Below are 24,893 nucleotides of genomic sequence, written 5' to 3'. Positions count from 1 at the left end.
CCGTCCGGCGGGACCTCCCTATGCAACCCGTTGCATATGACGAGGGTTTACGCTTATTGTGCAATCGGTGGAAGGCTGCGGGGTCTTGCCTGCGGCGCTGACGACAGGAGCAGGTCACATGACGGAACCGGGATCCAAGCCGCTCGCGGGTAGAACGCTCATCATGTCCGGCGGCAGCCGCGGCATCGGGCTGGAGATCGCCAAGCGGGCCGCGGCGGACGGCGCGAACATCACGCTGATCGCCAAGACCGATCTGCCGCATCCCAAGCTCCCCGGCACCATCCACACCGCCGCGGCCGAGCTGGAGGCGGCCGGCGCCCAGGTGCTGCCGTTCGTCGGCGATGTGCGCATCGACGACTCGGTGGCCGAGGCCGTGCGCCAGACGGTGGAGCGGTTCGGCGGCATCGACATCGTGGTGAACAACGCCTCGGCGATCGATCTGTCCCCGACCGATGCGCTGGCGATGAAGAAGTACGACCTGATGCAGGACATCAACACCCGCGGCAGCTTCCTGCTGTCCAAGCTGAGCATCCCGGCGCTGCGCGAATCGGCCGCGGCCGACCGCAATCCGCACATCCTCACCCTGTCCCCGCCGCTCAACCTCAACCCGAGGTGGGCAGGCATGGCGCTGGGTTACACCATCGCCAAGTACGGAATGTCGCTCACCACACTGGGTTTGGCGGAGGAGCTGAAGGGCGACGGCATCGGCGTGAACTCGCTGTGGCCGCGCACCACCATCGCCACCGCCGCGGTGAAGAACCTGCTCGGCGGCGAGGAGATGATCGCCACCTCGCGCACCCCCGACATCTACGCCGACGCCGCCTACCTGGTGCTCACCTCGCCGGCCAAGTCGACGTCGGGCAACTTCTTCATCGATGACGATGTGCTTGCCGCACATGGCATCACGGATCTGGAGAAGTACCGCGTGGTGCCCGGCGACGGCAAACTCACCACCGACCTGTTCCTGGACGACTCACCGCTCGGCCGGTAGCACCGACAGCCGAGGGGACGGGCGATACTTCGCCCGTCCCCTCAACCATGTGCGAGATCAGTTGTCGCGCTTGGCCTTCTCGATGCCGTAGAGCCGCTCCCAGTTGGCCCGGCTGGTCAGCTCCGGTACCGCCGCGCGGTACTGCTGTTGCAGCGCGGGCAATTCGCGGCGCAGCTCGCGCAGCACCCGGACGGTGCGGCGCAGCAGCTGCCGGGCCCGCGCCTTGTCCCGCTGCCGGACCCGGACGCCGGACTGCGAGGCGTCGGTGACCACCACGTGGTCGAACAGCGAAACATGCCACCAGTAGGCGTCTTCGCGGGTGACGCCGATGACGCCGTGCTGGGTGCGGCCGAACCACTGGTTGATCGCCCGCTTGATCAGCACCAGCACCGGGCGGCTCGGTTCGCCGGTGGCCCGGCGCAATTGGATGTCACCGGAACGCACCGGCGGCGTCGAGGCCGGGTGCTTGATCGTCTCGGCGTAGTCGGCGCGGGTGCCGCGCGCGGCGGCCAGCGCGGCGATACCGCCGTCCTGCAACACCTTCGGGCCCTTCAGGAAGTCCTCGATGCCCTGCAGGGTGGTGTGCACCAGGCCGTACTGCATGGCGACCAGCTGCTCGGACAGCTCACGGAAGAGCTTGCGGGTGATCGCCTTCGCGTCCAGGTCGGTGTGCAGCGAGCCGACGATCAACGAGTTGCGCGTGCTGAAGTAGCGCGCCCAGTCGTCGTAGTCCTTCCAGTAGAAGTCCGCGTGCCACACCGCCGCGTTCGGCAGGGTGACCGTGACGAACCCGTTCTCCCTGGCCCGGATGCCGTATTCGACGTCGTCCCACTGGAAGAAGATCGGCACCGGCAGCCCGATCTTGGCCACCACCTCGGCCGGGATCAGGCAGGTCCACCACGCGTTGTAGCCCGCGTCGACCCGGCGCTCCTGGTTCTTCTTGAGCATGCTGGTGTTGCGCAACGCCTTCGGCACCTTCTGGCCGTGCCGCAGCTGCTGCAGATGCACCTCTTCGGCGCCGACATTGAGGTAGTCGGGGTTGAGCAGGAACAGCATCTGCGCGCCGACCAGGGTCGGCTCCACCGTCATGTTGGCGAAGGCGTTGAGCCGCAACACCGTTTCCGGCTCGCACAGGATGTCGTCGTCCATCAGGATGACGTCGGCATGCTCGTTGGCCGCGGACACCTCGTAGAGGCCGCGGGTGAACCCGCCCGCCCCACCGAGATTCGGCTGGCGGATGTAGCGCAGCTTGTCGCCGAAGACCGGCACCACCTCTTGATAGCGCGGCCGGTTCTGCACCAGGTCGGTGCCCTGGTCCACCACGTACACCGCGTCGATCGCGTCGAGCACGACCTCGTCGGAGGCCAGCGCCGCGACCGTGTGCGCGCAGTCCTCGGCCCGGTTGAACGTGCAGATGGCGATGGCGACCGGACGGATGTGGTCCGGCGCGGCCGTGGTCCAGCTGACCTCGGTGATGCCGAGATCGCCGCCGATGGCGTCGAATTCGAGCCAGATCGCGCCGCCGTCGACGTACTGATCCAGCGGCGCGTTGAGCGTCAGCGGGCCGCTCTCGGCGACCTGCGCGGTGTCGATGATCCGGCGATGCCCCGCGATGTCGGAGGCGACCAGGCGGATCCTGGCCTTCTTGGTCACGTCGAGCACCATGGTCACCCGTACCTCGGTGACGGTGGTCCAGCGCTGCCAGTAGCTCGCGGCGAAGCGGCCGAAGTAGGTGTTGGTGTGTGCGGCGGTTCCCTTGTCCAGCCGCAGCACCTGGCGTTCCCGATGCGCCCGACCCTTGACGACGGCATACAGCTCGTCGCTCACCTTGGCCGACGGACCGGTGAAGATGCCGCGCTGCAACACCAGCCGATCCGGCGCTCGGTGGTCGGAGCGCAGCGAGGCCGGGGCGGCAACGGCCGGGGCTCGATCGTTCGTTTCGGTCACGGCCTGGGTAGCCGACTGATCCATGAAGTCCTCGAAATCGTTATCGTGCCGGACGGGACAGACTGCCCCTGGATGCCGTTCGCGGCGGGGGTGAGGATATCAACCAGCGTAGCTAGCTGCCTGCTCAGTGGTGGTGCCGACGTGTCTATTACGGTTGCTGAACGTTCGCTGAAGTATCGTTCCCGGGCGCGTCGGCCGGCTCGCGCGCGCCGGTGAAGACGAACTTGTCGTAGGCCCAGTAGCGGAAGATCACCGCCACGATCTGGCCGATGAGGGTGCCGGAGATGTTGTCCGACAGCGGGGAGGACAGGTCGAGCACGTACCGGGAGAAGCCGAGACAGCCCAGTTGCAGGCCGATCGCGACGACGTTGAACACGGCGTAGAGAAGGTATTCGCGCCCGGGGTTGTCGGTCTTCTTGTGCGCGAAGGTCCACCACTTGTTGCCGAAATAGGTGACCACCGTGGCCACCGCGATCGCGATGATCTTGGCCGGCAGCGGGGAGTGATAGAGCACCCCCTCGCCACCCCAGAACACCAGCAGGTTGTAGGTGCCCGCGTCGACCAGGAAGCCGATCGCCCCGACCACCAGGAACGCGCTGCCCTGCCGCAGCGCGGTGAGCACCTTCCGGACGATCGATCCCTCGACGGGCGGCACGGTCTCGCCCGCCTGCGCGGTCGACTCACTGGTTGGCACGGCCCGACGGTACCGCAGCCCGCGCGCGTCGTGCCCCGACCGAAAATTCCGCCCCCGACGCGGTGAGGTCGGCCACGCGTCGACGGTGGGTTCCCTGTACCCTCCCGGTGTTCCCACATTCACCACCGATCGCGAGGATTGACCCGGGTGGACTCCACCGAGCTTCGTATTGCCGCCGTGGTGCCGTGCCACAACGAAGAAGCGTCCGTCGCCAAGGTCGTCGCCGACCTGCAGGCCGCCGTGCCGGGGATCGTCGTGTACGTCTACGACAACCTGAGCACCGACCAGACCGCCGAGCGCGCCCGCGCCGCCGGGGCGATCGTGCGCCACGAGTACACCAAGGGCAAGGGCAATGTGGTCCGCCGCGCCTTCGCCGACATCGAGGCCGATGTCTATCTGATGATCGACGGCGACGACACCTATGAGGCGTCGGCCGCACCGCTGATGATCAAGACCCTGCTCGACGGCCCGTACGACCACGTGCTCGGCGTGCGCAGGCAGGACGAGAGCGGCTCGGCGTACCGGGCCGGCCACGAGACCGGCAACAAGGTGCTCAACGGCGTGGTCGGCAAGGTGTTCGGCGAGAACGTCGAAGACATGCTGAGCGGGTTCCGGGTGTTCTCCCGCCGGTTCGTGAAGAGCTTCCCCGCGGTCTCCCGCGAATTCGAGATCGAGACCGAGCTGACCGTGCACTCGCTGCACCTGCGGGTGCCGCGGACCGCGGTGCCGGTCGATTTCCGCGACCGCCCGGCGGGCAGCGAGAGCAAGCTGCGCACCTATCACGACGGGCTCAAGATCCTGGCGCTGATCATCGGCCTGGCCAGGCACGAGCGGCCGGTCATGTTCTACGGCCTGTTCGGCACGCTGAGCTGGCTGGTCTCGGTCGTGCTCAGCATCCCGATCGTGGTCGAGTTCTACAACACCGGCACCGTGCCCCGGTTCCCGACGCTGTTCCTCGCCTTCACCCTGCTGCTGCTCGGCAGCCTGGCCTGGACCGCGGGCCTGATCCTGGACGGCATCCGGCGCTCGCGGCACGAGGCCGCGCGGCTGGTGTACCTGCGCTACTCCGCGGTGAGCGCGGACGACTTCCATCCGAACGGCAACGGCGGTGACGCCGGCACCGGCGGAGACCGGCGGTGACCACCTCGGCGGAACGCGCCACGACCGAAGACAGCGGATCCACTCCGGCACTGGAGGATACGGCTCCCGCAGCGACCAACGGCACGGCGAAAGCCGTGTCGGTCAAGACGTCCGGGTCCGGTTCGGCCCGCGATGTCGCGAGCAGGCTGGTGACCCGCCTCGGCGGCGCGACGATCGCCTTCACCGTGCTCGTCGCCATCTTCGGCGGACTGTTCACGGTGCTCACGCCGGCCTTCTGGGGTCATGACGAGATCACCCAGTTCGGCCGCGCCTATCAGGTCGCGCACGGCGGGCTGCTGCCGCAAAAGATCCACGACGATCGCGGGGTCGCCTACGGCGGCGACGTCCCGACCAGCATCACCGCCCTGATGGGCTACGCGCTGCGGGACTACACGACCAATCCCGAAGAGCCCGGCTCGATGGTCGAGGACCCGAGCGCCTACGACCGGCTCGGCGGCGCGGCGGTGTCCGACCGCACCGAACCGGTCTGGTTCACCAACACCGCGGCCTACTCGCCGGTGCCGTATATCCCTGCGGCCATCGGCATTCGGCTCGCCGAGCTGTTCGGCCTGGACGTCGGCGGGATGATCGCGCTGACCAGGCTCGCCGGACTGCTCGCCTACCTGTCCGTGGTCGGCTTCGGCCTGTACGCGCTGCGCAAGCACCGGGTGCAGTGGCTGGCGTTCACCGTCGCGGTGCTGCCGATCGCGGTGTTCCAGGCGGGCACGGTCACCGCGGACACCATGACCAACGCGCTGGCCATCATGGTGTCGGCGCTGCTGGTGAAGGCGCTGTTCCTGGGCGAGCGGCTCGGCCGGGTGGAAACCGGCGCACTGCTGGCCGCGACCATCCTGCTGCCGATCAGCAAGCCGACCTACGTGCTGCTGGCAATGCTCGTCGTGCTGGTACCCGCGGACCGGCTCGGTTTCACCGGCTGGAAGCGCGGAATCCCGTGGGGCTTCGCGGCACTCGGCGGTGCGGTCTTCGCAGTCTGGATGAAGATCGCGGCGCCGACCGGCGACGGCATGGGCCTGATGCGACCGGAGCACCAGTGGCATTCGGTGAAGCCGGGCGAGCAACTGCGCGGAATCCTCACCGATCCAGGGCATTTCATCAACGTGTTCGGCGAGAGCATCGCGCTGCGCGACGAGCGGTGGTTCAGCCAGTTCTTCGGTGAGCTCGGCTTCGCTTATATCGATGTGCCCGCGCTGACCATGCTGGCCTGCCTGTTCGCCTTCGCGGTGAGCATCGGCGTGGCGGATCGGATGACCGCGGCCACGTTCCGGCGCACGCTGCTCGTCGCGCTGACCGTGGCGGCCAGCGTGGCGATGATCTACGTGACGCTGTACATGTCGTTCACGCCGGTCGGCTACTACATCATCGACGGTGTGCAGGGCCGCTACTTCGTGCCGCTGGCGATCGTCGCGTTCGCGGTGCTGCTGCGCTGGATGCCGTTGCGGCTCACCAACGTTGCGGGCCGGACCCCGACGCTCGGCCCCGCGGTGACGGTCATCGTCGCCACCGTGATCGCGCTGATCGGCGCGGTCTGGAAGTACTACGACATCGTCTGGGGCTGAGCTAGAGGGTCTGCTCGCCCGCGGCGACGTAAGCCCGCTCGGTGACGGCTTTGTCAGGGCGCCACCAGGATTCGTTATCGCGGTACCACTGGACGGTGGCGGCCAGGCCGGCGCGGAAGTCGGCGTATCGCGGGGCCCAGCCGAGTTCGGTGCGCAGCAGCGTCGCGTCGATCGCGTAGCGCTGGTCGTGGCCGGGCCGGTCGGTGACGTGGTCGAAGTCGTCCGGGTCGCGGTCGAACGCCTCCAGGATCATCCGCACCACGGACTTGTTGTCCAGCTCGCCCTTGGCGCCGATCAGGTAGGTCTGCCCGATCCGCCCGCGCTCCAGGATGTCCCAGACCGCGCGGTTGTGGTCCTCGACGTGGATCCAGTCGCGCACCTGATGGCCCGCGCCGTAGAGCCGCGGCCGGACGCCGTCGATCAGGTTGGTGATCTGGCGCGGGATGAACTTCTCCACGTGTTGCAGCGGACCGTAGTTGTTACTGCAGTTGGACAGCGTCGCGCGGACGCCGAACGAACGGGTCCAGGCGCGCACCAGCAGATCACTCGAGGCCTTGGTCGCCGAGTAGGGGCTCGACGGGTTATACGGAGTCTGCTCGGTGAAGGGGGGCGCGTCCGGGGTGAGGTCGCCGTAGACCTCGTCGGTGGACACGTGGTGATAGCGCACGTCATAACGGCGCACGGCCTGCAGCAGTGAATAGGTGCCGACAATATTGGTCTGCACGAACGGCCACGGCTCGGCCAGAGAGTTATCGTTGTGTGATTCGGCGGCGAAGTGCACGACCGCGTCCACTCCACTGACGAGTTCGTCGACCAGATCGAGATCGGCGATGTCCCCGTGGACGAAATCGATGCGCTCGGCCACCGGGTCCAGGGATGCTCGATTTCCGGCATAGGTCAACGCGTCCAGAACCGTTACGGTGGTGTCGGGACGGTCGACAATGGTCTGCTTGACGAAGTTGGCTCCGATGAATCCGGCTCCGCCGGTGACAAGCAATCGCACCCTATGAACCTTACGTCCACGGGCGCGGTGCGGCAGGATCCAGTCCACGTCAGCCCAACTCGGCGGTTCCGCCACAGTTGCGCTCTGTGACCTTGGTCTCTTACTGTGCAGTAGAACTAGGACGCCCAGTCCGATTCAGCGGTGAAATCCGCACCTAGAGTGCATGTTTCCGCGACCCCACCATGCCGTGGGTCTCTTTGGTGAACAAAATTTGAATAAAAGGTCACAACCGGTTCACCACTCGTTAGCTGGTCTAGATTTCGATCGTCTAGTCCCCTCCGAACGCTTCACATCGAGGTTCTCAACAAAATGCTGATGAGGAAATTCGCCGCTACGTCGGCCCTGCTGATCGCCGCGCTCGGCGTAACGGCAGGCACCGTCAACGCGGCGCCGGCCGTCGATGACGCGCCGATCAACTTCACTTCCCAAGCCACCGACACCCAGTCCGTCATCTCCATCGACTCCGGATCCCTGGTGGTCGAGGACGAGGCGCTGAAGATCAAGGCGGCCAACGGCACCACCGTCGCCGGCACCCCGCTCAAGTTCCGCCTGGACGATTTCGAGTTCCCGCTGGCCGCCGACATCTCCGGCCGGACCGCGACGCTGACCCCGCAGCTCGAGATGGACAAGGCCACCTACAAGCCGGTCGCCCTGCCCTTCGAAGACAAGGCGCCGTGGAAGACCGAGTACGACCGTGAGCAGGCGGCGTTCAACCGCATGAAGGACACCATCGCCATGGGTGCCACCATCGGCACCCTCACCGGTGGCCTCGGCGGCGCGGCGGTCGGCTGCGTCCTGGGTGGCGCGCTGGGCGGCGTGATCGTCGGCGGCACCATCGTCGGCCTGTTCGGCCCGTTCGTCGGCGGCATCATCGCCGGCTGCCTCGCCGGTGCGGCCGCTGTCGGCGCGCTCGGCACCATCGCCGGCCAGATCTTCGTGACCGCCCCGGTCGCGATCGGTGCGGTGATCCAGTACTTCACCACCATCAACCAGCCGTTCGTCGCCCCCAAGTAATCAGGCGAACCACGCTGCCACACAACTGAACTCGCACAACGACAAAGCGAGCCAGGAGCCCCGCCGGCGACTGCTTAGGCGGGGCTCCTTCCCCGTCGATCGAGTTACCCGAAGTTAGCGAACTCGGTCAACGGTCGTCCCCCGCCTGCTGAACGCAACTGACAGAGGACTAAATCCCATGCTTATCAAGAAGTTTGCCGCCACCTCGGCGCTGCTAATCGCGGCGCTCGGCGTCACCGCGGGCACGGTCAACGCGGCTCCCGCCGAGGCCGCCGATGCGCCGATCAACTTCACCTCCCAGGCCACCGACACCCAGTCGGTCATCTCCATCGACTCCGGCTCGATCGTGGTCGAGGACGACGCGCTGAAGATCAAGGCGGCCAACGGCACCACCGTCGCCGGCACCCCGCTCAAGTTCCGCCTCGATGACTTCGAGTTCCCGCTGGCCGCCGACATCTCCGGCCGGACCGCGACGCTGACCCCGCAGCTCGAGATGGACAAAGCCACCTACAAGCCGGTCGCCCTGCCCTACGAGGACAAGGCGCCGTGGAAGAACGAGTACGACCGTGAGCAGGCGGCCTGGTCGCGCATGACCTCCACCATCTCCATGGGCGCCACCATCGGCACCCTGGTCGGCGGCCTCGGCGGCGCGGCGGTCGGCTGCGTCCTCGGCGGCGCGCTCGGTGGCACCATCGTCGGCGGCACCATCGTCGGCCTGTTCGGCCCGTTCGTCGGCGGCATCATCGCCGGCTGCCTCGCCGGTGCGGCCGCGATGGGCGCGCTCGGCGTCATCGCGGGCCAGATCTTCGTGACCGCCCCGGTCGCGATCGGTGCGGCGATCCAGTACTTCACCACCATCAACCAGCCGTTCGTGGCGCCGCCCGCGCCGGCCAAGTAGTCGAAAGCAGTACTGCACAACCGAATATCACCGCGAAACCCCGCTCGGCCAGTGGCCGGGCGGGGTTCGTTGTGTCCGGGCATGCGCGAGCCCCGTCCCGGCCACAAGCGGAACGGGGCTCGCCTGGACAGGCCGGGCCGCTTACGCGGTCCGCGCCTGTTGGCCCTCCTCGATCCGCGCCCGGACGAAGCGCGACACCCGGGCCAGCGCGGCCCGGCTCTCCGGCAGGCTCGGCGCGATGCTCATGAACGCGTGCACCTGACCGCGCCAGAGCTCCACCGCGTTCGGCACGCCCGCGGCGGTGAGCCGCTGCGCCATCAGCTCGCAGTCGTAGCGCAGCACCTCGTCCTCGGCGGCGATCAGCAGCACCGGCGGCAGGCCGGCCAGGATCCCGTTCACCGGGGACAGCAGCGGATCGAGCTTGCCGTCGATCTCCGCGCCGATGCGCACCACCGCCTCCAGCGCGAGCAGCGGGATGTACGGATCGCGCCGGACGTTGACGTGGGTTCGCTTGGCCGCGTAGTCCAGATCGAGCAGCGGGCTCAACCCGACCAGCCCGGCCGGCGCGGGCAGGCCCAGCTCGATCGCGCGCAACGCGGTGGCGAAAGTCAGGTAACCACCGGCGGAGTCGCCGGCGAAGACGATCCGGCTCGGGTCCGCGCCGTGCCGCAGCAGCCAGCGGTAGGCGGTCAGGCAGTCGTCCACCGAATTGGTGATCCGATTGCTCGGCAGCTGTCGATAGTCGACGTTCACCACCGGCAGCCCGGTACGCCGCGCCAGGCTCGCCGCGACCGGCCGATGGGTACGGAGTCCACAGACCGCGAATCCGCCGCCGTGCATGTACAGCAGGGCACCGTGGCGCAGTGCCCTGGCCGCGCCCGCGGGGCGCAGGATCTCCATCCGGAAACCGTTGAGCGACACCTGCTCCCGATCGATGCCCTGGGGCTCGGGCCGCAACCGGGCCAAGGTGTCGATGGCGAGCGCGCCGATCGGGATGGTCGCGCGGGTGATCGGCGCCGCGCGCAAGGCCGGCCGGACGACGCCCAAGCAGGCCGCCAACACCAGGCGCGCGGGGGCACTCAGATTTTCCGGGTTCATCACATTGCCGGGCTCGCCGACGCTGGTCGCTGCCATCGCGCACCTACCTCACCAACTGGCGCGCCGAGCCACGACCGAGGGTCCCAGGCGAGCTGTCGGCGCTGACATCTCACACAGTGTCGTTTCAGAACACCATGCGTTGTGTGACCTAAGCAACAGAATCACCGAATCGGCGGCTCCCGAAACCGAGAACGCCGATTCCGTAATCAATTCGACGAGCACTCGGAACCTCGCCGACGCCGAGCGCCGCCCCCAATGGCAGACTCCTGGTCATGCGGGGAATCATCCTGGCGGGTGGCACCGGATCCCGGTTGCACCCGATTACACGCGGGGTCAGCAAACAGCTGGTCCCGGTTTACGACAAGCCCATGGTCTACTACCCGCTGTCCACCCTGATGCTGGCCGGCATCCGCGACATCCTGGTGATCACCACGCCCGAGGACGCGGACGCGTTCGGCAGGCTGCTCGGCGACGGCGCGCAGTTCGGCCTCGCGATCAGCTACGTGGTGCAACCCGAGCCGGACGGCCTGGCCCGCGCCTTCGTGCTCGGCGCCGACCACATCGGCACCGACGACGCGGCGCTGGTGCTGGGCGACAACATCTTTCACGGTCCCGGCCTCGGCACCAGCCTGAACCGCTTCGCCGGGATCGACGGCGGCGCGGTGTTCGCCTACCGGGTGTCGGATCCGACGGCGTACGGCGTGGTCGAGTTCGCCGACGGGCGCGCGGTGTCCATCGAGGAGAAGCCGAAGACCCCGCGCTCGAACTACGCCATCCCCGGGCTGTACTTCTACGACAACGACGTGCTCGAGATCGCCCGCACGCTACGGCCTTCCGCCCGCGGCGAATACGAGATCACCGACATCAATCGGGCCTACCTGGAACAGGATCGGCTGCGCGTCGACGTGCTCGCCCGCGGCACCGCCTGGCTCGACACCGGCACCTTCGACTCGCTGCTGGACGCCGCCAACTACGTGCGCACCATCGAGGAACGGCAGGGCCTCAAGATCGGCGTGCCCGAGGAGGTGGCCTGGCGAATGGGCTTCATCGACGACGAACAGCTGTGCAAGCTGGCCGAACCGCTCGCCCGCTCCGGCTACGGCAGCTACCTGCTCGACATCCTCGAACGCGGCCGGGACTGGTGAGCATGGAGTTCAGGGAACTGGCGGTGCCCGGCGCCTGGGTGATCACCCCGCGCCAGCTCGGCGACGGGCGCGGCATGTTTCTCGAGGGGTTCAAGGCCTCGGAGTTCGAGAAGGCGACCGGCCGTCCGTTCGATCTGCGGCAGGTGAACTGCTCGGTCTCGGCGGCGGGCGTGCTGCGCGGCATCCACTACACCGAGGATCCGCCGGGACAGGCGAAGTACGTAACCTGTGTGCGCGGAGCGTTTCTCGACGTGGTCGTCGATCTGCGGCCGGGCTCGCCGACCTATGGTCGCTGGGACAGCGTGCTGCTCGACGATGTGGATCGGCGCTCGATGTTCCTGTCCGAGGGGCTGGGGCACGCGATCCTCTCGCTGGCAGACAACTCCACCGTCACCTACCTGTGCTCGCTCGAGTACACGCCCGAATTCGATAGGGACATCGACGCTTTCGATCCGCGGCTGGGTATCGACTGGCCGACGGTCGGGCGCGACGGCAGTCCGCTGACCTTCATCCGCTCAGCCAAAGACACTGCGGCGCCGCCCTTTTCCTGAGTACGACAAAGGCGATGGACACCACCTTTCGGTGGCGACCATCGCCTTCCGTGTCAGCTGTGAGGGGGTCAGCCGACGAGTTCCAGCTCCGGTTCCGGCTTCGCGGCCACCTCGGCTTGCTTGCCGCGCTTCACGAAGAAGGCCGAAAGCGCAACCAGCGCACCGACGATCGAGACCGCCGCGGCGAACATCAGACCCGGCCGGTAGGTGTCGAGCATCGCGGTGGGCGAGGTGTCACCGTGCGTGCCGGACGCGATGATCGCGGTGGTCACCGCGAGCACGATGGCCGCACCGACCTGCATGGAGGTCTGCAGCACGCCGGCCGCGAGCCCCTGCTCGTCGTCGTCGATCCCGTTGGTCGCCTGAATATTGATGGCGGGGAAGCCGACCCAGCCGATGCCGATCAGCATGATGGCAGGCAGCAGCATGGTCCAGTACGACGGATCGGTGTCCAGCCGCAGGAACAGCAGGTAACCAACGGCCATCACGGCCATGGTGACGCCGATGATCGGACCGGTGCCGAACCGGTCGACCAGCTTGTCCGAGAACACCGCCGACAACGCGACCATCAGACCGACCGGCAGCAGCGCCATCGACAGCTTCAGCGGCGACCAGCCCAGGGTGTCCTGCATGTACAGGGTCACGATGAACTGCCAGCTGAAGTAGGAGCCTGCCACCGCGACGATGGCCAGGCTGGCGCGCACCAGCGACACCTTGCGCAGGATGCCGAGCCGGACCAGCGGGTGCTTGACCCGCTTCTCCACCGCGATGAACCCGGCGAAGAGCACCAGCACCGCGGCGAACGAGCCGAGCGTGCGCGCCGAGGCCCAACCGGCCTCCGGCGCGGTGACCACGGTGTAGACCAGCAGCAGCATGGCGGAGGTGGACAGCAGCGCGCCGAACAGATCGTGGCCGCCACCCTCGGCGGGCTTGTCCTTGGGCACCAGCACCCACGCGGCGGCCAGCGCGGCCAGCGCGATCGGGACCGGCAGCAGGAAGGTCCAGCGCCAGCCGACGCCGGTCATCAGGCCGCCGAAGAGCAGGCCGGAGGAGTAGCCACCGGCACCGAACACGGTGTAGATGGACAGTGCCTTGTTGCGGGCCGGGCCCTCGGCGAAGTTGGTGGTGATGATCGACAGACCGGTCGGCGCGGTGAACGCGGCGGCCAGGCCCTTGATGAATCGGGTGAGGATCAGCAGCGGTCCGGAGCTCACCAGACCACCGGCGAGCGAGGCGACGGCGAAGACCGCCAGCGCGATGAGGAAGACCTTGCGGCGCCCGAACAGGTCGGCCGTACGACCACCGAGCAGCAGCAGGCCGCCGTAGCCGAGGATGTAGCCGCTCACCAGCCACTGCAGGGTTGAGGTCGAGAGATCGAGTTCGTTGCCGATGGACGGCAGCGCCACCCCGATCATCGACACGTCGAGGCCGTCGAGGAACAGCACGATGCACAGCGTGATCAGCATGCCCCAAAGGCGGGTAGTCCATCTGGTCGGATCGGTCGCGGAAGCGGCCGCCAGGGTTGCTGGTGAAGTCATGCGGGGTACGTTACATGCGCACGCATTAAATGCCAACACATTTAATGCAGTTGCATAGACGTCGCTCGATCACTAGGATGGGGCCATGTCGAACCCGTCGACAATCGAGACAGCCCGCCGCACCGTCGCGCAGACCGGGCTGATTGGCGAGTGGCGCGAGCTGCTCGACCGGCACGCGACGGTGAGTTGCGCACTGGAAAAAGCGCTACAGGGACAGCATCAGATCGGACTCAGCGAGTTCGAGACCCTGGACCGGCTGATCGACGCCAACTGTGGCGACTATCGAATGAGCGATCTGGCCAACGACATCTACCTGAGTCAGAGCGCGCTTTCGCGCGCGGTGGCCCGGCTCGAACGTGACGGCCTGGTGGCCCGCACCATGTGCACCGACGATCGCCGCGCCGTGTTCGTCTGCCTCACCGAGAAGGGTCGCGAGGTCTACGACCGCGCACTGCCCACCCACCGCGCGGTGTTGACCGAGACCTGGGGTTCGCCCGGCCAAAAGTGCTGACACACAACGCCGCCGGGCGGCGCGATCAGACGCCGGCGCCGGCCAGGGCCGCTTCGATGCCTTCGCATGCGTCCACCGCGACCGCGCCCAGGCTCGCGAAAGCCTTTCGGTACCGGTCGATTTCGTTTTCCTTGTCCAGGTAGACCGGACCGGTGAAGGCCTCGACGTAGACCACCGGCGGCTCGGGCTGCTCGCCGACCCGCAGCTCGGGGAACTCGAGCATGACGAACCGGCCCGAGTCCATGCCCTCGTGGTAGCCGGAATCCGGTGGCACCAAGCGGATTCGGACGTTCGGCAGGTCGCACATGCGGCGCAGGTGTTCCAGCTGTCCCGCGGCCACCTCGGCGCCGCCGATCCGCCGCCACAGCACCGACTCGCTGATCACCGCGTCCAGGTGCATCGGCGAATCGGGACGGGTGACCAACGTCTGCCGCGCCATCCGCAGCTGCACCCGGCGATCGATCTCGTTGGCCGGCATCTCCGGTCGCGCGGCGCGCAGCATCGCGCGGGTGTAGGCCTCGGTCTGCAACAGGCCGGGCACCAGTTCGTTCTCGTAGGTGGACAGCCGCGAGGCCGCCTCCTCCAGGCCGATGTAGACCTCGTAGCCCTCGGCGATCACGTCCCCGTAGGCGGTCCACCACCCGCGCGCCTTGGTCTCCCTGGCCAAGGCCGTGAGCGGTGCGATCAGGTCGGTCGGCGCGCCGTAGACCTTGCACATCGCCTCGACGTCGAGGCTGCGCAGTGAGGTCTGGCCGGTCTCGATCCGCCAGATCTTGGCCTCGGACCATTCCAGCTGCTGCGCGGCCGTCCTGGTGGTCATTCGTGCCCGGTTGCGCAGATCGCGCAGGTGCCGCCCCAACTGGCGTCTTGGCATCGTGGACCCGGTGGTCCCCGCCGGTAAAGCCATGGTTGTTCCCCCCTCGTTGCCGTGCGCCGGTCGCACCGAACCCTCACGAGTTCGTCATGGCGACCATCCCTACCAGATGCCGCTCGTCGGTACCCCGGCATCCGAACAGCATTGTTTCACAGCGAATCGGACAAAGGTCACGATCGGTGGCGCAGCCAGGCCGTTGGCCTCGCAACGTCAAAAGAGTTTGGCGTGGGGCGATTCGGTTCGCTACCTGCGCGAGCCGCCCTTGCGGAAGCGCCAGAACTGCACCGCGCGAACGTCTTCGGAGAGCTGGTTGACCGGCTCCGCGACATCGGACAACGCCTGGAACAGATCGTCGGCCAGCTCGCTGATGTGCTCCATCCGGCTCGCCAGGCGCGAGGCGTTGGCCAGGAATTCCAGGATCAGCCGCACCGCGGCCGCGATGGTCAGCCCGAGCGGCACCCCGATCAGCGCCGCGAGCACCCCCAGCACCGCGGAGACCCGCCACATGGACACGGTCAGCGCGATCGGCACCGCGAAGGCGAACACCAGCCCGAGGATGTAGACCAGCGGCAGCAGCGTGCGGGTGGCCGTGCGGCGGAACTGCACATCGAGCAGGCCGCGCGCCGCCTCGACGCTCCACTGGCCGAAGGCGCGCGGGCTCTCGAACGGCTCCGGGGGCTGCTCCTCCGGGACGGCGGTGGTGCGGGAGAATCGGCGCGCGGCCGATTCCTTCCAAGTGATCCACCGCGATTCGGCTTCGTACTCCTCCGGGTTCGGCAGCTCACTTCCCCTGCCGGTGCCGTTGGACTCATCACTCATGGGCGAAATCCTCCCCGCAATCGCACATCCGAGCCAGCCGAGAATGCCTGGCAGACCTCACGAGTCCCACCATCCACAGCCGCCTCGCCGGAACGGCACAGCGAAAGAACAGGTCAGCGGCCGAAAGTAGCGGCGGGACAACAAATCCTGGACAGTTTTAGCAACGTCATAGCAATTGGCTTTCAAGCCGGGCTGAAAGAGACGTAGCCAACAGTCCTGAAGAAGTTTTGAAGATCGCGTAACACTGCGGACAGCCCGCACCGATACGCCCCATGAAGATGCAGGACCCAGATCTACCGGGGAATGGAGAGAACAGTGCGCACCACGTTTCCGACTTCCGTCTCGGCGGCCGCAATGACCGCCGCTGCGCAGGACTACACCCAGCGCGGATGGACGGTCGCAGAAACGGCCAACGGTCTCTGCCTGATCACCGATGACGACCTTTCCGCCATCGAGGTCAGCGGCGAGCTGGCCGGCGAAGTTCGCCGCTTCTTGCGGGCGAACAACCTGTCCGGCCCGGTCATCGAGCTGCCCGGCGCCGAGCGTCGCGAGATCCACTTGGTCACCGGCGTCCGCAAGGCCGCCATGGCACTCGAGGCGCTCACCGCCGCAGGTGCCGTTGTCTACACCGACGGCGCGGGCGTCCCGCTGCCGCCCACCCAGCTCTCGGCCGGTTCGGCCTGCTGGAGCGTCGCACCCGCCGAGGCCCGCTGGGTCCCGCCGGTCGTCGCGATCAGCGCCGCCGTCCGCGCCGCGACCGCCCGCAAGGGCTCGCAGCTGACCAGCGTCGCCTGCTGAAGTAGTTGACGACGGCCGGGCGCTTTCGCCCGGCCACCACGACCGATATCCGGCCCACGCCGACGGTATCGGTCGTTTTGCTTCAGCAGTCCACCGCAAATCGCTCGTTCTCTTTTCAGACCAGCGCCGGCGCGGGAGGATGGGGCATGGCTCCCATCACGGAATCTCGCAACCTGTTGCGCACCTGCCCGCTGTGCGAGGCCGTGTGTGGACTCGAAATCACCCTCGATGCCGATGATCACGTGACCTCGGTCCGCGGCGACAAAGCGGATCCATTCAGTAAGGGCTTCATCTGCCCGAAGGGCGCGAGTTTCGGCACGCTCGACGAAGATCCGGATCGGGTGACCGAGCCGATGATTCGCGATCGCGCGACCGATACCTGGCGGACCGCCTCCTGGAACGACGCCTTCGATCTCATCGCGGAACGTTTTCCCGCGGTGGTCGCCGAGCACGGAAAACAGGCCGCGGCCGCCTATTTGGGCAACCCGAACGCACACACCGTGGCGGGCGCGCTGTACGTGCCGGTATTGCTGCGCGCGTTGAGCACCAAGAATCTTTTCTCCGCCAGCACCGCCGACCAGATGCCCAAGCAGGTGGCCAGCGGGCTGATGTTCGGCGATCCGCTGACCGTGCCGGTGCCGGACCTGGACCGCACCGACTTTCTGCTGATGCTCGGCGCGAATCCGCTGGAATCGAACGGATCGCTGTGCACCGCACCGGATTTCCCCGGGCGGTTGAAGGCGTTGCAGCGCCGGGGCGGCCGGTTCGTGGTGGTCGACCCGCGGGTCACCCGGACCGCGAAGCTGGCCGACGAGCACCTGTTCATCCGGCCTGGTAGCGATGCCTATCTGCTGTTCGGCATCGTGCACACGCTGTTCGCCGAGCAGCTCACCGACGTTCAGGTCGCGGTCGACGGGTTCGACGAACTACGCACGGCCGCAGCGGCATTCAGCCCGGACTCGGTGGCCCTGCGCACGGGCATACCCGCGGCGACGGTGATTCGGCTGGCCCGCGAGCTGGCCGCCGCGCCGACCGCGGCGGTCTACGCCAGAATCGGCACCTGCACAGCGGAATTCGGCACCATCACCCAGTGGCTCGTCGATGCGATCAACGCGTTGACCGGCAACCTGGACCGGCCCGGCGGCGCGATGTTCGCAACCGCGGCGGCGGGCGGGATCACTCGCAGCCGGCCGTTCCGGCTCGGGCGCTGGACCAGCCGGGTCCGCGAGCTGCCCGAGGCGATGGGCGAACTGCCGGTCGCCACCCTGGCCGACGAGATCCTCACCCCCGGCGAGGGGCAGATCCGCGCGCTGGTGACGGTGGCAGGCAATCCGGTGCTGTCCGCGCCGAGCGGCGCCCGCCTGGACGCCGCGTTCGCCCAGCTCGACTTCATGGTCAGCGTCGACCGCTACCTCAACGAAACCACCAGGCACGCGGACGTGATCCTGCCGCCGCCGCGGCCGGTGCAGTCGCCGCACTACGACTTCGCCCTGTTGCAGTTCGCGGTGCGCAACTACACGCGCTACTCCCGCCCGCTGGTCCCGCTGGGCGATCGGCCCTCGGAATCGGGGGTGCTGGCCCGCCTCGCCGCGGCCGTCTCCGGCATGCCGCACGAGAGCGCGGACGGGGTGGACCCGCTGACCGGCGTGGACGAGCTGATCATCGCGGGCACGTTGCAGAAGGCCGGCCTGGCCGAGCGGCGCGCCGAACTGGTCGGCCTGGACACCACCGAACAGCGCATCGACCTGATGTTGCGCCTCGGACCCTACGGCGAATGGAACGGCGGCACGCTGAATCTGCAAGTGCTGCTGGACAATCCGCACGGCATCGACCTCGGGCCTTTGCAGCCGCGGCTACCCGACGCGCTGCGGACCGCGTCGAAACGAGTGGACCTCGCCCCGCAGCCGCTACTCGACGACGTGGCCAGGATGCGGGCCCGGCTGGCCGACCTCGCGCCGGACGTGGTGTTGATCGGCCGCCGCCAGCTGCGGTCCAACAACAGCTGGATGCACAACATCGGCCAGCTGGTGAGCGGCTCCAATCGCTGCACGCTGCACATCAATCCGGCCGATGTGGCCAGGCTCGGCCTGGGCGAGCACGCGGTGGTGAAGTCCGCCGCGGGCACGCTGACCGTGCCGCTGGAGCCGACCGACACGATCATGCCCGGGGTGGTCAGCCTGCCGCACGGCTGGGGCCACGCGGACAGCACGCAGACCGTCGCCCGGCAGCACGCCGGCGTCAATGCCAATGTGCTGACCGATGATTCGGTGGTCGACGTGCCCTCCGGCAACGCCATCTTCAACGGCGTCCCGGTGACGCTGAATCCGGCGTGACGCACGCGCCGACCGCTCGCCGATCGAGTCGGCCGCCGGGGTTAATCATCCCGGCCGGTCGGCTTGTTGTCGAAACCCGGAATCCCTTGCGCTAACTACGCATTCGGTGCATTCTCAACGTTGGTTTCACAGCTTTTGCCAGACCGAACGGACTAAAATGGACAGGATTTCGGTTTAGTCGCGAGCTCAGCGTCGACCCGCGCGGATCCGGATTCCGGCAACCAGAGGGTGGCGAAGATGCCCGGTACACAGTGCGGCAGCGACGGCGAGCACGAGCTACAGGAGCGGTACGGCACACAGGAAAGAGCTGCTCGCTTCTATCACGACCAAGTGCTGGAGCAGCTGAATCCGACGATGATCGAATTCATCGGCCGGATGGAGATGGCCTTCATCGCCACCTCGGACAAGCACGGCGAATGCGATTCCAGCTTCCGCGCGGGCGAGCCCGGATTTCTGCACGTCATCGATGAACGCACGATTGCGTACCCCGAATACCGCGGTAACGGCGTGCTGGCCAGCCTGGGCAACATCCTGGAGAACCCGCACGTCGGGATCCTGCTCATCGATTTCGTTCGCGACCTGATCGGCCTGCACATCAACGGCTCGGCCCGGATCATCCCGGACGCCACCCTGCGCAAGGTCACCCCCGGCCTGCCGGAGAACCTCAAGGGCCGCGCCGCCGAACGCTGGGTGGTGGTCGACGTCGAAGAGGCGTACATCCACTGCCGCAAGCACATTCCGCACCTGGTGCCCGCCGACCGCGAGCGCCGCGACTGGGGCACCGACAACGTCCGCGCCAAGGGCGGCGACTTCTTCGGCGCCAAGGCAAGCAGCGGCGACCGGACCGGAGCGCTGGTCACCCACTGATCCGCCCCGCGGCGGCTAGTGGATCTTGAAAATCACCAGACGCTGGACGATGAAGTTGATCACCGTGGCCGTGCCCTGCGCGACCACGAAGGCCAGCAGCTGCCGCCAGACGGCGTCGGGGAGCGCGTCGTAGAGCACCGCGTTGATACCCACCTGGACGGCGAAGGTGACCGCGTAGAGGATCACCACGGCAATGAACCGGGCCCGGCTCGGCGGGGCCTGGAAGGTCCAGCGCCGGTTGATCAGGTACGCCGTGGTGGTGCCGGCGATGAAGCTGAGCGACTTGGCCGCCTCGCGCGGCAGCCCGATCAGGTTGAACAGCAGGCTGTACAGCCCGAAGTCGACGATCGCCGACAGGCCGCCGGTCAGGGTGAACCGGACGATCTGGGTCTTCAGGTCGACGTCGGTACCGCCCGGCTCGTCGACCAGCGGCAGCTCGGCCGGGAGCGGCAGGTGGGGTTCGGCATGCACGCGACGAGCGTAGCGGGCGCTAAACCGATATGTAGATCACTACTCCGGAGTAAGCGACATCGACCGGATGTCCGGTCATACCTGTAGCCTCTATGCCGATGTCCACGAAAGCTCCGACCGCCACCACGACGACCGGTAACGAGAACGGCACCACCGTCACAAACGCTGGGGCCGACGCCGGGAACGCGTTCGCATTGCCGACGCAGACCCGCACGTTGACCGGGTGGGGTCGCACCGCACCAACCTCATCCGAAGTGCTCTCGACCGGTGATCCCGAACTGATCGCCAAGGCTGTGGCCATGGTCGCCGAGGACAATGACTCGAAGCCCCCGCATCTGCGCCGTGGCGTGATCGCGCGCGGCCTCGGCCGCTCCTACGGCGACCACGCGCAGAACGCCGGCGGGCTGGTCGTCGACATGACGGCGCTGAACAACATCCACCGGATCGACCGCGATACGCGGATCGTGGACGTGGACGGCGGCGTCAGCCTGGACCAGCTGATGAAGGCAGCGCTGCCGTTCGGGCTGTGGGTCCCGGTGCTGCCGGGCACCCGGCAGGTGACGATCGGCGGCGCCATCGCCTCCGACATCCACGGTAAGAACCATCACAGCGAAGGCAGCTTCGGCAACCACGTGCGCTCGATCGATCTGCTGACCGCCGATGGGCAGGTGCAGCACATCACGCCGAAGCGCAACGCCAAGCTGTTCTGGGCGACCGTCGGCGGCAACGGGCTCACCGGCATCATCCTGCGCGCGACCATCGAGATGACGCCGACCGAGTCGGCCTACTTCCTCAACGACGGCGTGAAGACCACCACGCTGGACGAGACGATCGCGGCGCACAGCGACGGCAGCGAGGCGAACTACACCTACTCCAGCGCGTGGTTCGACGTGATCAGCCCGCTGCCCAAGCTCGGCCGGGCCACCATCACTCGTGGCCGGCTGGCCAAGGTCGACGAGCTGCCCAAGCGCCTGCGCAGCAAGCCGCTGAAATTCGATGCGCCGCAACTGATGACGGTGCCGGACATCTTCCCGAACTGGACCATGAACAAGCTCACGCTGCGGTCCATCGGCGAGGCGTACTACGCCATGGGCGGCAACTACACCGGCAAGGTGCAGAACCTGACCCAGTTCTATCACCCGCTCGACATGATCGCGGAGTGGAACCGGGGCTACGGTTCCAACGGCTTCCTGCAGTACCAGTTCGTGGTGCCGACCGAGGCGGTCGAGGAGTTCAAGCGGATCATCATCGACATCCAGGGGTCGGGGCACTACTCGGCGCTCAACGTGTTCAAGCTGTTCGGCGCGAGCAATCCGGCGCCGCTGAGCTTCCCGATGCCGGGCTGGAACATCTGCGTCGACTTCCCGATCAAGCCGGGGCTGAACGAGCTGGTCAGCGAGCTGGACCGGCGGGTGCTGGAATTCGGCGGGCGGCTCTACACCGCGAAGGACTCGCGGACCACCGCGGAGACCTTCCACAAGATGTACCCGCGGATCGACGAGTGGATCAAGATCCGCCGAAGTGTCGATCCCACAGGCGTTTTCATGTCCGATATGGCGAGAAGGCTGGAGCTGCAGTGATCAATGCCGTAGGTAACCCGCAGGCCATCCTGCTGCTCGGCGGGACCTCCGAGATCGGCCTGGCGATCTGTGCGGAATACCTGAAGAAGGGCCCCGCGCGCATCGTCCTCGCCGCACTGCCGAACGACCCGCTCCGCGAGTCGGCCGTCGCCCAGATGCAGGCGGCCGGCGCGAGCCAGGTCGACCTCGTCGACTTCGACGCGCTCGACACCGACGGCCACCCGAAGGTGATCGACGCGGCCTGGGACGGCGGCGACATCGATATCGCCATCGTCGCGTTCGCGCTCGACGGTGACCCGGAAGAGCTGTGGCAGAACCAGCGCAAGGCCGTGCAGGTCGCCGGAATCAATTACACCGCATCGGTTTCCGTCGGCGTGCTGGTCGGCGAGAAGATGAAGGCGCAGGGCTTCGGGCGGATCATCGCCATGTCCTCGGTCGCCGGTGAGCGGGTCCGCCGCTCCAACTTCGTCTACGGCTCGACCAAGGCCGGCCTGGACGGTTTCTTCCTCGGGCTCGGCGAGGCGCTGCGCCCGCACGGCCCGCGCGTGCTGGTGATCCGGCCGGGCATGGTGCGGACCAAGTTCTCCGCGCACGTCAAAGAGGCGCCGCTCACGGTCGACAAGGAAGACATTGCGGTGCTGGCGGTTTCGGCCGCGCAGAAGGGCAAGGAGCTCATCTGGGCGCCGGGCGCCTTCCGCTACGTGATGATGATCCTGCGCCATATCCCGCGCCCGATCTTCCGCAAGCTCCCCATCTGAGTTTCCCCCCGAGCCGCACCTCGAACCGGCCCCGCGCCTTGTCGCGTGGGTCGGGAGGTGCGGCTTTTTCGTTTCGCCACGACGACTTGCGTTGCCACATCCGACGCCGGACCTGGCAGCATGATCGCCGATCGTCCGTGCGAATGCCCAGCCGAGTGAACCCGGAGATGCCATGCGAGTAAGCCGAGAATGTCGCCGCACGGCGTGCCCCTCGCACGTCGCCGGAGCCGGTCGATGACGGCCGTGGTCGAGGAGCGCGACACAGCATCCACTCCGGGGCGCGGGGCGCTGCTGGGCAAGCACATCGGCTCCGGTGTCGGTGAGGCTGTGCTGGCGGCACTCGTCGCCGTCGTGGTGACCGCCGTCGGACTCGTCGCGTTCTCGTTGGTGCACTGGCCCGCGTTCAACTCCTCCAATGTGACTCGGGCGTTGACCACGGTCGGGCAGGTGCTCGCCGCGGTGTTCGTGGTCACGGCGATCGCGCTGACGCGGATGCGGCCGGGTAAGTGGTTCGCCCGGCCGTGGGTGGCGAAACTGCTGTCCTGGGTGGGTATTTCGACGTTCGTCACGTTCACCCTCGGCATGCCGTTGGCGGCGACCAAGCTGTATCTGTTCGGCGTTTCGGTGGATCAGGAGTTCCGCACGGAGTACCTGACCCGACTCACCGATTCCGCGGCGCTGCACGACATGACGTATGCGGATCTGCCGCCGTTCTATCCGGCCGGGTGGTTCTGGATCGGCGGACGGGTCGCCAACGTGCTCGGGATGGACGGGTGGGAGGCGTTCAAGCCGTACGCGATCGGGTCGATCGCGGTGGCGGCGGTGATCTCGCTTGTGCTGTGGTCCAAGCTGATTCGCGCGGATTGGGCGATCGCGGTGGCCGCGTCGACCACCGCGCTCACGGTCGCGTATGCCGCGCCGGAGGCGTACAGCTCGGTGATCGTGATTCTGCTACCGCCGGTGCTGGTGCTCGCGTGGGGTGCGCTGCACCGGCCGGAGGAGTCCGCGGCCACGGCCGGCGGTTGGGGCGCGGTGATCGGCACCGGGCTGTTCCTCGGCCTGGCCGCGACGTTCTACACGCTGTACGCGGGCTTCGCCGCCTTCGCGGTCGCGCTGCTCGGCCTGGCGGCGGCCGGACTCGCGGTGCGGGAGCGGTCCGCGGCCGGTCATCCCCGGCGGGCGCGCACGGCCGACGGCCCGGCCGGTCCGGCTTGGCGGGCGGCTGTCTCGCCGTTGGCGCGGCTCGTGGTGATCGCCGCGATCGCCGCGCTGGTCGCGCTGATCGTGTGGCTGCCGATTCTGCTGAAGGCGCTGCACGGCATTCCGTCGCGGTCCGGTTCCGCATTCCACTACCTGCCGGAGTCCGGCTCCGAGTTGCCGCTGCCGATGGCCGAGTTCTCGCTGCGCGGCGCGTTGTGCCTGGTCGGCGTCGTCTGGCTGGTCGTGCGCGCGGCCTCGTCGCGCCGGGCGCAGGCGCTGGGCATCGGCGTGGTGGCCATCTACCTGTGGACACTGCTGTCGATGGTGGCGACCGCCGCGGGGACCACGCTGCTGTCGTTCCGGCTGGAACCGGTCCTGCTGGTGCTGCTGGCCGCGGCGGGCGCGTTCGGTTTCGTCGAGGGTGCCCGGGCGGTTTATCAGGCCCTGGGCGAGCCGGGCAATTTCCGCATCGCGGCGGTGGCCGTCGCCATCGTCGGTGCGCTGGCGTTCACGCAGAACATCCCGCACGTGCTCGCGCCGGAGATCACCACCGCCTACACCGACACCGACGGCGACGGCATCCGGGCGGACCAGCGCCCGGCCTCGGCCGTGGCGCGGTACGGCGAGGTGGACAGGGCGATCACCGCGCAGACCGGCCGGCCGCGCTCGGACACCGTGGTGCTGACCGCCGACACCAGCTTCCTGTCCTTCTATCCGTACTACGGCTTCCAGGCACTCACCTCGCACTACGCGAACCCGCTCGCCGACTTCGCCGGCCGGGCCGCGACCATCGAGGGCTGGAGCAAGCTGAAGTCCTCGGGCGCGCTGCTCGACGCGCTGGCGGCCAGCCCGTGGCGCGCCCCGGACGCCTTCCTGTTCCGCAACAGCGGCGACACCTACACGCTGCGCCTGGCCAAGGACGTCTACCCGAACGATCCCAACGTGCAGCGCTACACCGTCGCATTCCCCAAGGATCTGTTCGCCGATCCGCACTTCACCACCACCGATATCGGCCCGTTCACCCTGGTGACCGTCCGCCGATAGCCGGCTCGTATAAACAGGGCAGAAGCGCGTCTCGACCTGCGC

General features: G+C 67.7%; 22 protein-coding genes. 14 read left to right on the top strand and 8 right to left on the bottom strand.

Annotation, left to right across the window (positions count from 1 at the left end; translation table 11 throughout):
• Nucleotides 1–118 precede the first annotated feature (118 nt).
• Nucleotides 119–991, top strand: a complete 873-nt coding sequence (locus tag AB0M22_RS15565; protein WP_364726154.1) for an NAD(P)-dependent oxidoreductase — start codon at nucleotides 119–121, stop codon at nucleotides 989–991.
• 57 nt (nucleotides 992–1,048) lie between these two features.
• On the opposite strand, the gene AB0M22_RS15560 is transcribed toward AB0M22_RS15565, so the two are convergent.
• Together AB0M22_RS15560 and AB0M22_RS15555 are read right to left on the bottom strand one after the other, a co-directional pair.
• Nucleotides 1,049–2,962, bottom strand: a complete 1,914-nt coding sequence (locus AB0M22_RS15560) for a glycosyltransferase (RefSeq protein ID WP_364726151.1) — start codon at nucleotides 2,960–2,962, stop codon at nucleotides 1,049–1,051.
• A 124-nt stretch (nucleotides 2,963–3,086) separates the two neighbouring features.
• Nucleotides 3,087–3,632: a GtrA family protein gene (locus tag AB0M22_RS15555; RefSeq protein WP_364726148.1), complete on the bottom strand. Its 546-nt coding sequence runs from the start codon at nucleotides 3,630–3,632 to the stop codon at nucleotides 3,087–3,089.
• A 147-nt stretch (nucleotides 3,633–3,779) separates the two neighbouring features.
• Here AB0M22_RS15555 and AB0M22_RS15550 point away from each other — a divergent pair, with 147 nt between their 5' ends.
• Together AB0M22_RS15550 and AB0M22_RS15545 are read left to right on the top strand one after the other, a co-directional pair.
• Nucleotides 3,780–4,772 (top strand): glycosyltransferase, encoded by a 993-nt coding sequence (locus tag AB0M22_RS15550; RefSeq protein WP_364726145.1) that lies wholly within the window; start codon nucleotides 3,780–3,782, stop codon nucleotides 4,770–4,772.
• The gene (locus AB0M22_RS15545; protein WP_364726142.1) at nucleotides 4,769–6,349 is read left to right on the top strand and encodes a DUF2142 domain-containing protein; all 1,581 of its coding nucleotides are present in this window, start codon (nucleotides 4,769–4,771) and stop codon (nucleotides 6,347–6,349) included. Before AB0M22_RS15550 ends, AB0M22_RS15545 begins: the two co-directional genes overlap by 4 nt.
• A gap of 1 nt (nucleotide 6,350) precedes the next feature.
• On the opposite strand, the gene rfbB is transcribed toward AB0M22_RS15545, so the two are convergent.
• On the bottom strand, nucleotides 6,351–7,352 hold the full coding sequence (gene rfbB / locus AB0M22_RS15540) for a dTDP-glucose 4,6-dehydratase (RefSeq protein WP_364726139.1): 1,002 nt from the start codon (nucleotides 7,350–7,352) through the stop codon (nucleotides 6,351–6,353).
• A 309-nt stretch (nucleotides 7,353–7,661) separates the two neighbouring features.
• Between rfbB and AB0M22_RS15535 the strand changes: the two genes are divergently transcribed.
• Nucleotides 7,662–8,366 (top strand): hypothetical protein, encoded by a 705-nt coding sequence (locus AB0M22_RS15535; RefSeq protein ID WP_364726136.1) that lies wholly within the window; start codon nucleotides 7,662–7,664, stop codon nucleotides 8,364–8,366.
• Nucleotides 8,367–8,544: 178 nt separating this feature from the next.
• A complete protein-coding gene (locus AB0M22_RS15530; protein WP_364726133.1) occupies nucleotides 8,545–9,264 on the top strand; it encodes a hypothetical protein in 720 nt (239 codons plus the stop codon).
• 141 nt (nucleotides 9,265–9,405) lie between these two features.
• Here AB0M22_RS15530 and AB0M22_RS15525 read toward each other — a convergent pair whose 3' ends face one another.
• Entirely contained in the window at nucleotides 9,406–10,398 is a 993-nt protein-coding gene (locus AB0M22_RS15525; protein WP_364726130.1) for an alpha/beta hydrolase, read from the bottom strand.
• Between the two features lie 236 nt (nucleotides 10,399–10,634).
• Here AB0M22_RS15525 and rfbA point away from each other — a divergent pair, with 236 nt between their 5' ends.
• Together rfbA and rfbC are read left to right on the top strand one after the other, a co-directional pair.
• Nucleotides 10,635–11,507, top strand: coding sequence for a glucose-1-phosphate thymidylyltransferase RfbA (gene rfbA / locus AB0M22_RS15520; RefSeq protein ID WP_364726127.1), 873 nt, complete (start codon nucleotides 10,635–10,637; stop codon nucleotides 11,505–11,507).
• A 2-nt stretch (nucleotides 11,508–11,509) separates the two neighbouring features.
• Complete coding sequence (gene rfbC, locus AB0M22_RS15515) at nucleotides 11,510–12,058, top strand: dTDP-4-dehydrorhamnose 3,5-epimerase (protein ID WP_364726124.1); 549 nt, start codon at nucleotides 11,510–11,512, stop codon at nucleotides 12,056–12,058.
• A 68-nt stretch (nucleotides 12,059–12,126) separates the two neighbouring features.
• Here rfbC and AB0M22_RS15510 read toward each other — a convergent pair whose 3' ends face one another.
• A complete protein-coding gene (locus AB0M22_RS15510) occupies nucleotides 12,127–13,596 on the bottom strand; it encodes an MFS transporter (protein ID WP_364726121.1) in 1,470 nt (489 codons plus the stop codon).
• A gap of 85 nt (nucleotides 13,597–13,681) precedes the next feature.
• Between AB0M22_RS15510 and AB0M22_RS15505 the strand changes: the two genes are divergently transcribed.
• Nucleotides 13,682–14,107, top strand: a complete 426-nt coding sequence (locus tag AB0M22_RS15505) for a MarR family transcriptional regulator (protein WP_364726118.1) — start codon at nucleotides 13,682–13,684, stop codon at nucleotides 14,105–14,107.
• A 25-nt stretch (nucleotides 14,108–14,132) separates the two neighbouring features.
• Here the strand turns inward: AB0M22_RS15505 and AB0M22_RS15500 are convergent, their stop codons facing one another.
• A complete protein-coding gene (locus AB0M22_RS15500) occupies nucleotides 14,133–14,981 on the bottom strand; it encodes a helix-turn-helix transcriptional regulator (protein ID WP_364726115.1) in 849 nt (282 codons plus the stop codon).
• Nucleotides 14,982–15,224: 243 nt separating this feature from the next.
• Nucleotides 15,225–15,800, bottom strand: a complete 576-nt coding sequence (locus tag AB0M22_RS15495; RefSeq protein ID WP_364726112.1) for a DUF4282 domain-containing protein — start codon at nucleotides 15,798–15,800, stop codon at nucleotides 15,225–15,227.
• Between the two features lie 315 nt (nucleotides 15,801–16,115).
• Between AB0M22_RS15495 and AB0M22_RS15490 the strand changes: the two genes are divergently transcribed.
• The 3 genes from AB0M22_RS15490 to AB0M22_RS15480 all read left to right on the top strand — a co-directional run bounded on the left by AB0M22_RS15490 (nucleotide 16,116) and on the right by AB0M22_RS15480 (nucleotide 19,798).
• A complete protein-coding gene (locus AB0M22_RS15490; RefSeq protein WP_150400612.1) occupies nucleotides 16,116–16,598 on the top strand; it encodes a hypothetical protein in 483 nt (160 codons plus the stop codon).
• A gap of 146 nt (nucleotides 16,599–16,744) precedes the next feature.
• Nucleotides 16,745–18,931 (top strand): molybdopterin-dependent oxidoreductase, encoded by a 2,187-nt coding sequence (locus tag AB0M22_RS15485; protein WP_364726108.1) that lies wholly within the window; start codon nucleotides 16,745–16,747, stop codon nucleotides 18,929–18,931.
• Nucleotides 18,932–19,168: 237 nt separating this feature from the next.
• On the top strand, nucleotides 19,169–19,798 hold the full coding sequence (locus tag AB0M22_RS15480) for a pyridoxamine 5'-phosphate oxidase family protein (protein WP_364726105.1): 630 nt from the start codon (nucleotides 19,169–19,171) through the stop codon (nucleotides 19,796–19,798).
• 15 nt (nucleotides 19,799–19,813) lie between these two features.
• On the opposite strand, the gene AB0M22_RS15475 is transcribed toward AB0M22_RS15480, so the two are convergent.
• Nucleotides 19,814–20,269 carry a GtrA family protein gene (locus tag AB0M22_RS15475; RefSeq protein ID WP_364726102.1) on the bottom strand — a complete coding sequence of 152 codons (456 nt, stop codon included), beginning with the start codon at nucleotides 20,267–20,269 and terminating at the stop codon, nucleotides 19,814–19,816.
• 92 nt (nucleotides 20,270–20,361) lie between these two features.
• Here AB0M22_RS15475 and AB0M22_RS15470 point away from each other — a divergent pair, with 92 nt between their 5' ends.
• From AB0M22_RS15470 to AB0M22_RS15460, 3 genes are all read left to right on the top strand, one after another.
• Nucleotides 20,362–21,849 (top strand): FAD-binding oxidoreductase, encoded by a 1,488-nt coding sequence (locus tag AB0M22_RS15470; protein ID WP_364726099.1) that lies wholly within the window; start codon nucleotides 20,362–20,364, stop codon nucleotides 21,847–21,849.
• Nucleotides 21,846–22,607, top strand: coding sequence for a decaprenylphospho-beta-D-erythro-pentofuranosid-2-ulose 2-reductase (locus AB0M22_RS15465; RefSeq protein WP_364726096.1), 762 nt, complete (start codon nucleotides 21,846–21,848; stop codon nucleotides 22,605–22,607). The genes AB0M22_RS15470 and AB0M22_RS15465 overlap by 4 nt, the downstream gene beginning before the upstream one ends.
• Before the next feature lie 234 nt (nucleotides 22,608–22,841).
• Complete coding sequence (locus tag AB0M22_RS15460) at nucleotides 22,842–24,851, top strand: galactan 5-O-arabinofuranosyltransferase (protein ID WP_364726093.1); 2,010 nt, start codon at nucleotides 22,842–22,844, stop codon at nucleotides 24,849–24,851.
• The last annotated feature ends 42 nt before the right edge of the window (nucleotides 24,852–24,893 follow it).

This window comes from Nocardia sp. NPDC051756, assembly GCF_040681495.1.
Lineage (GTDB): Bacteria > Actinomycetota > Actinomycetes > Mycobacteriales > Mycobacteriaceae > Nocardia.
Note: the sequence above shows the minus strand (reverse complement) of the source record. Positions and strands in the feature narration are given on the sequence as shown.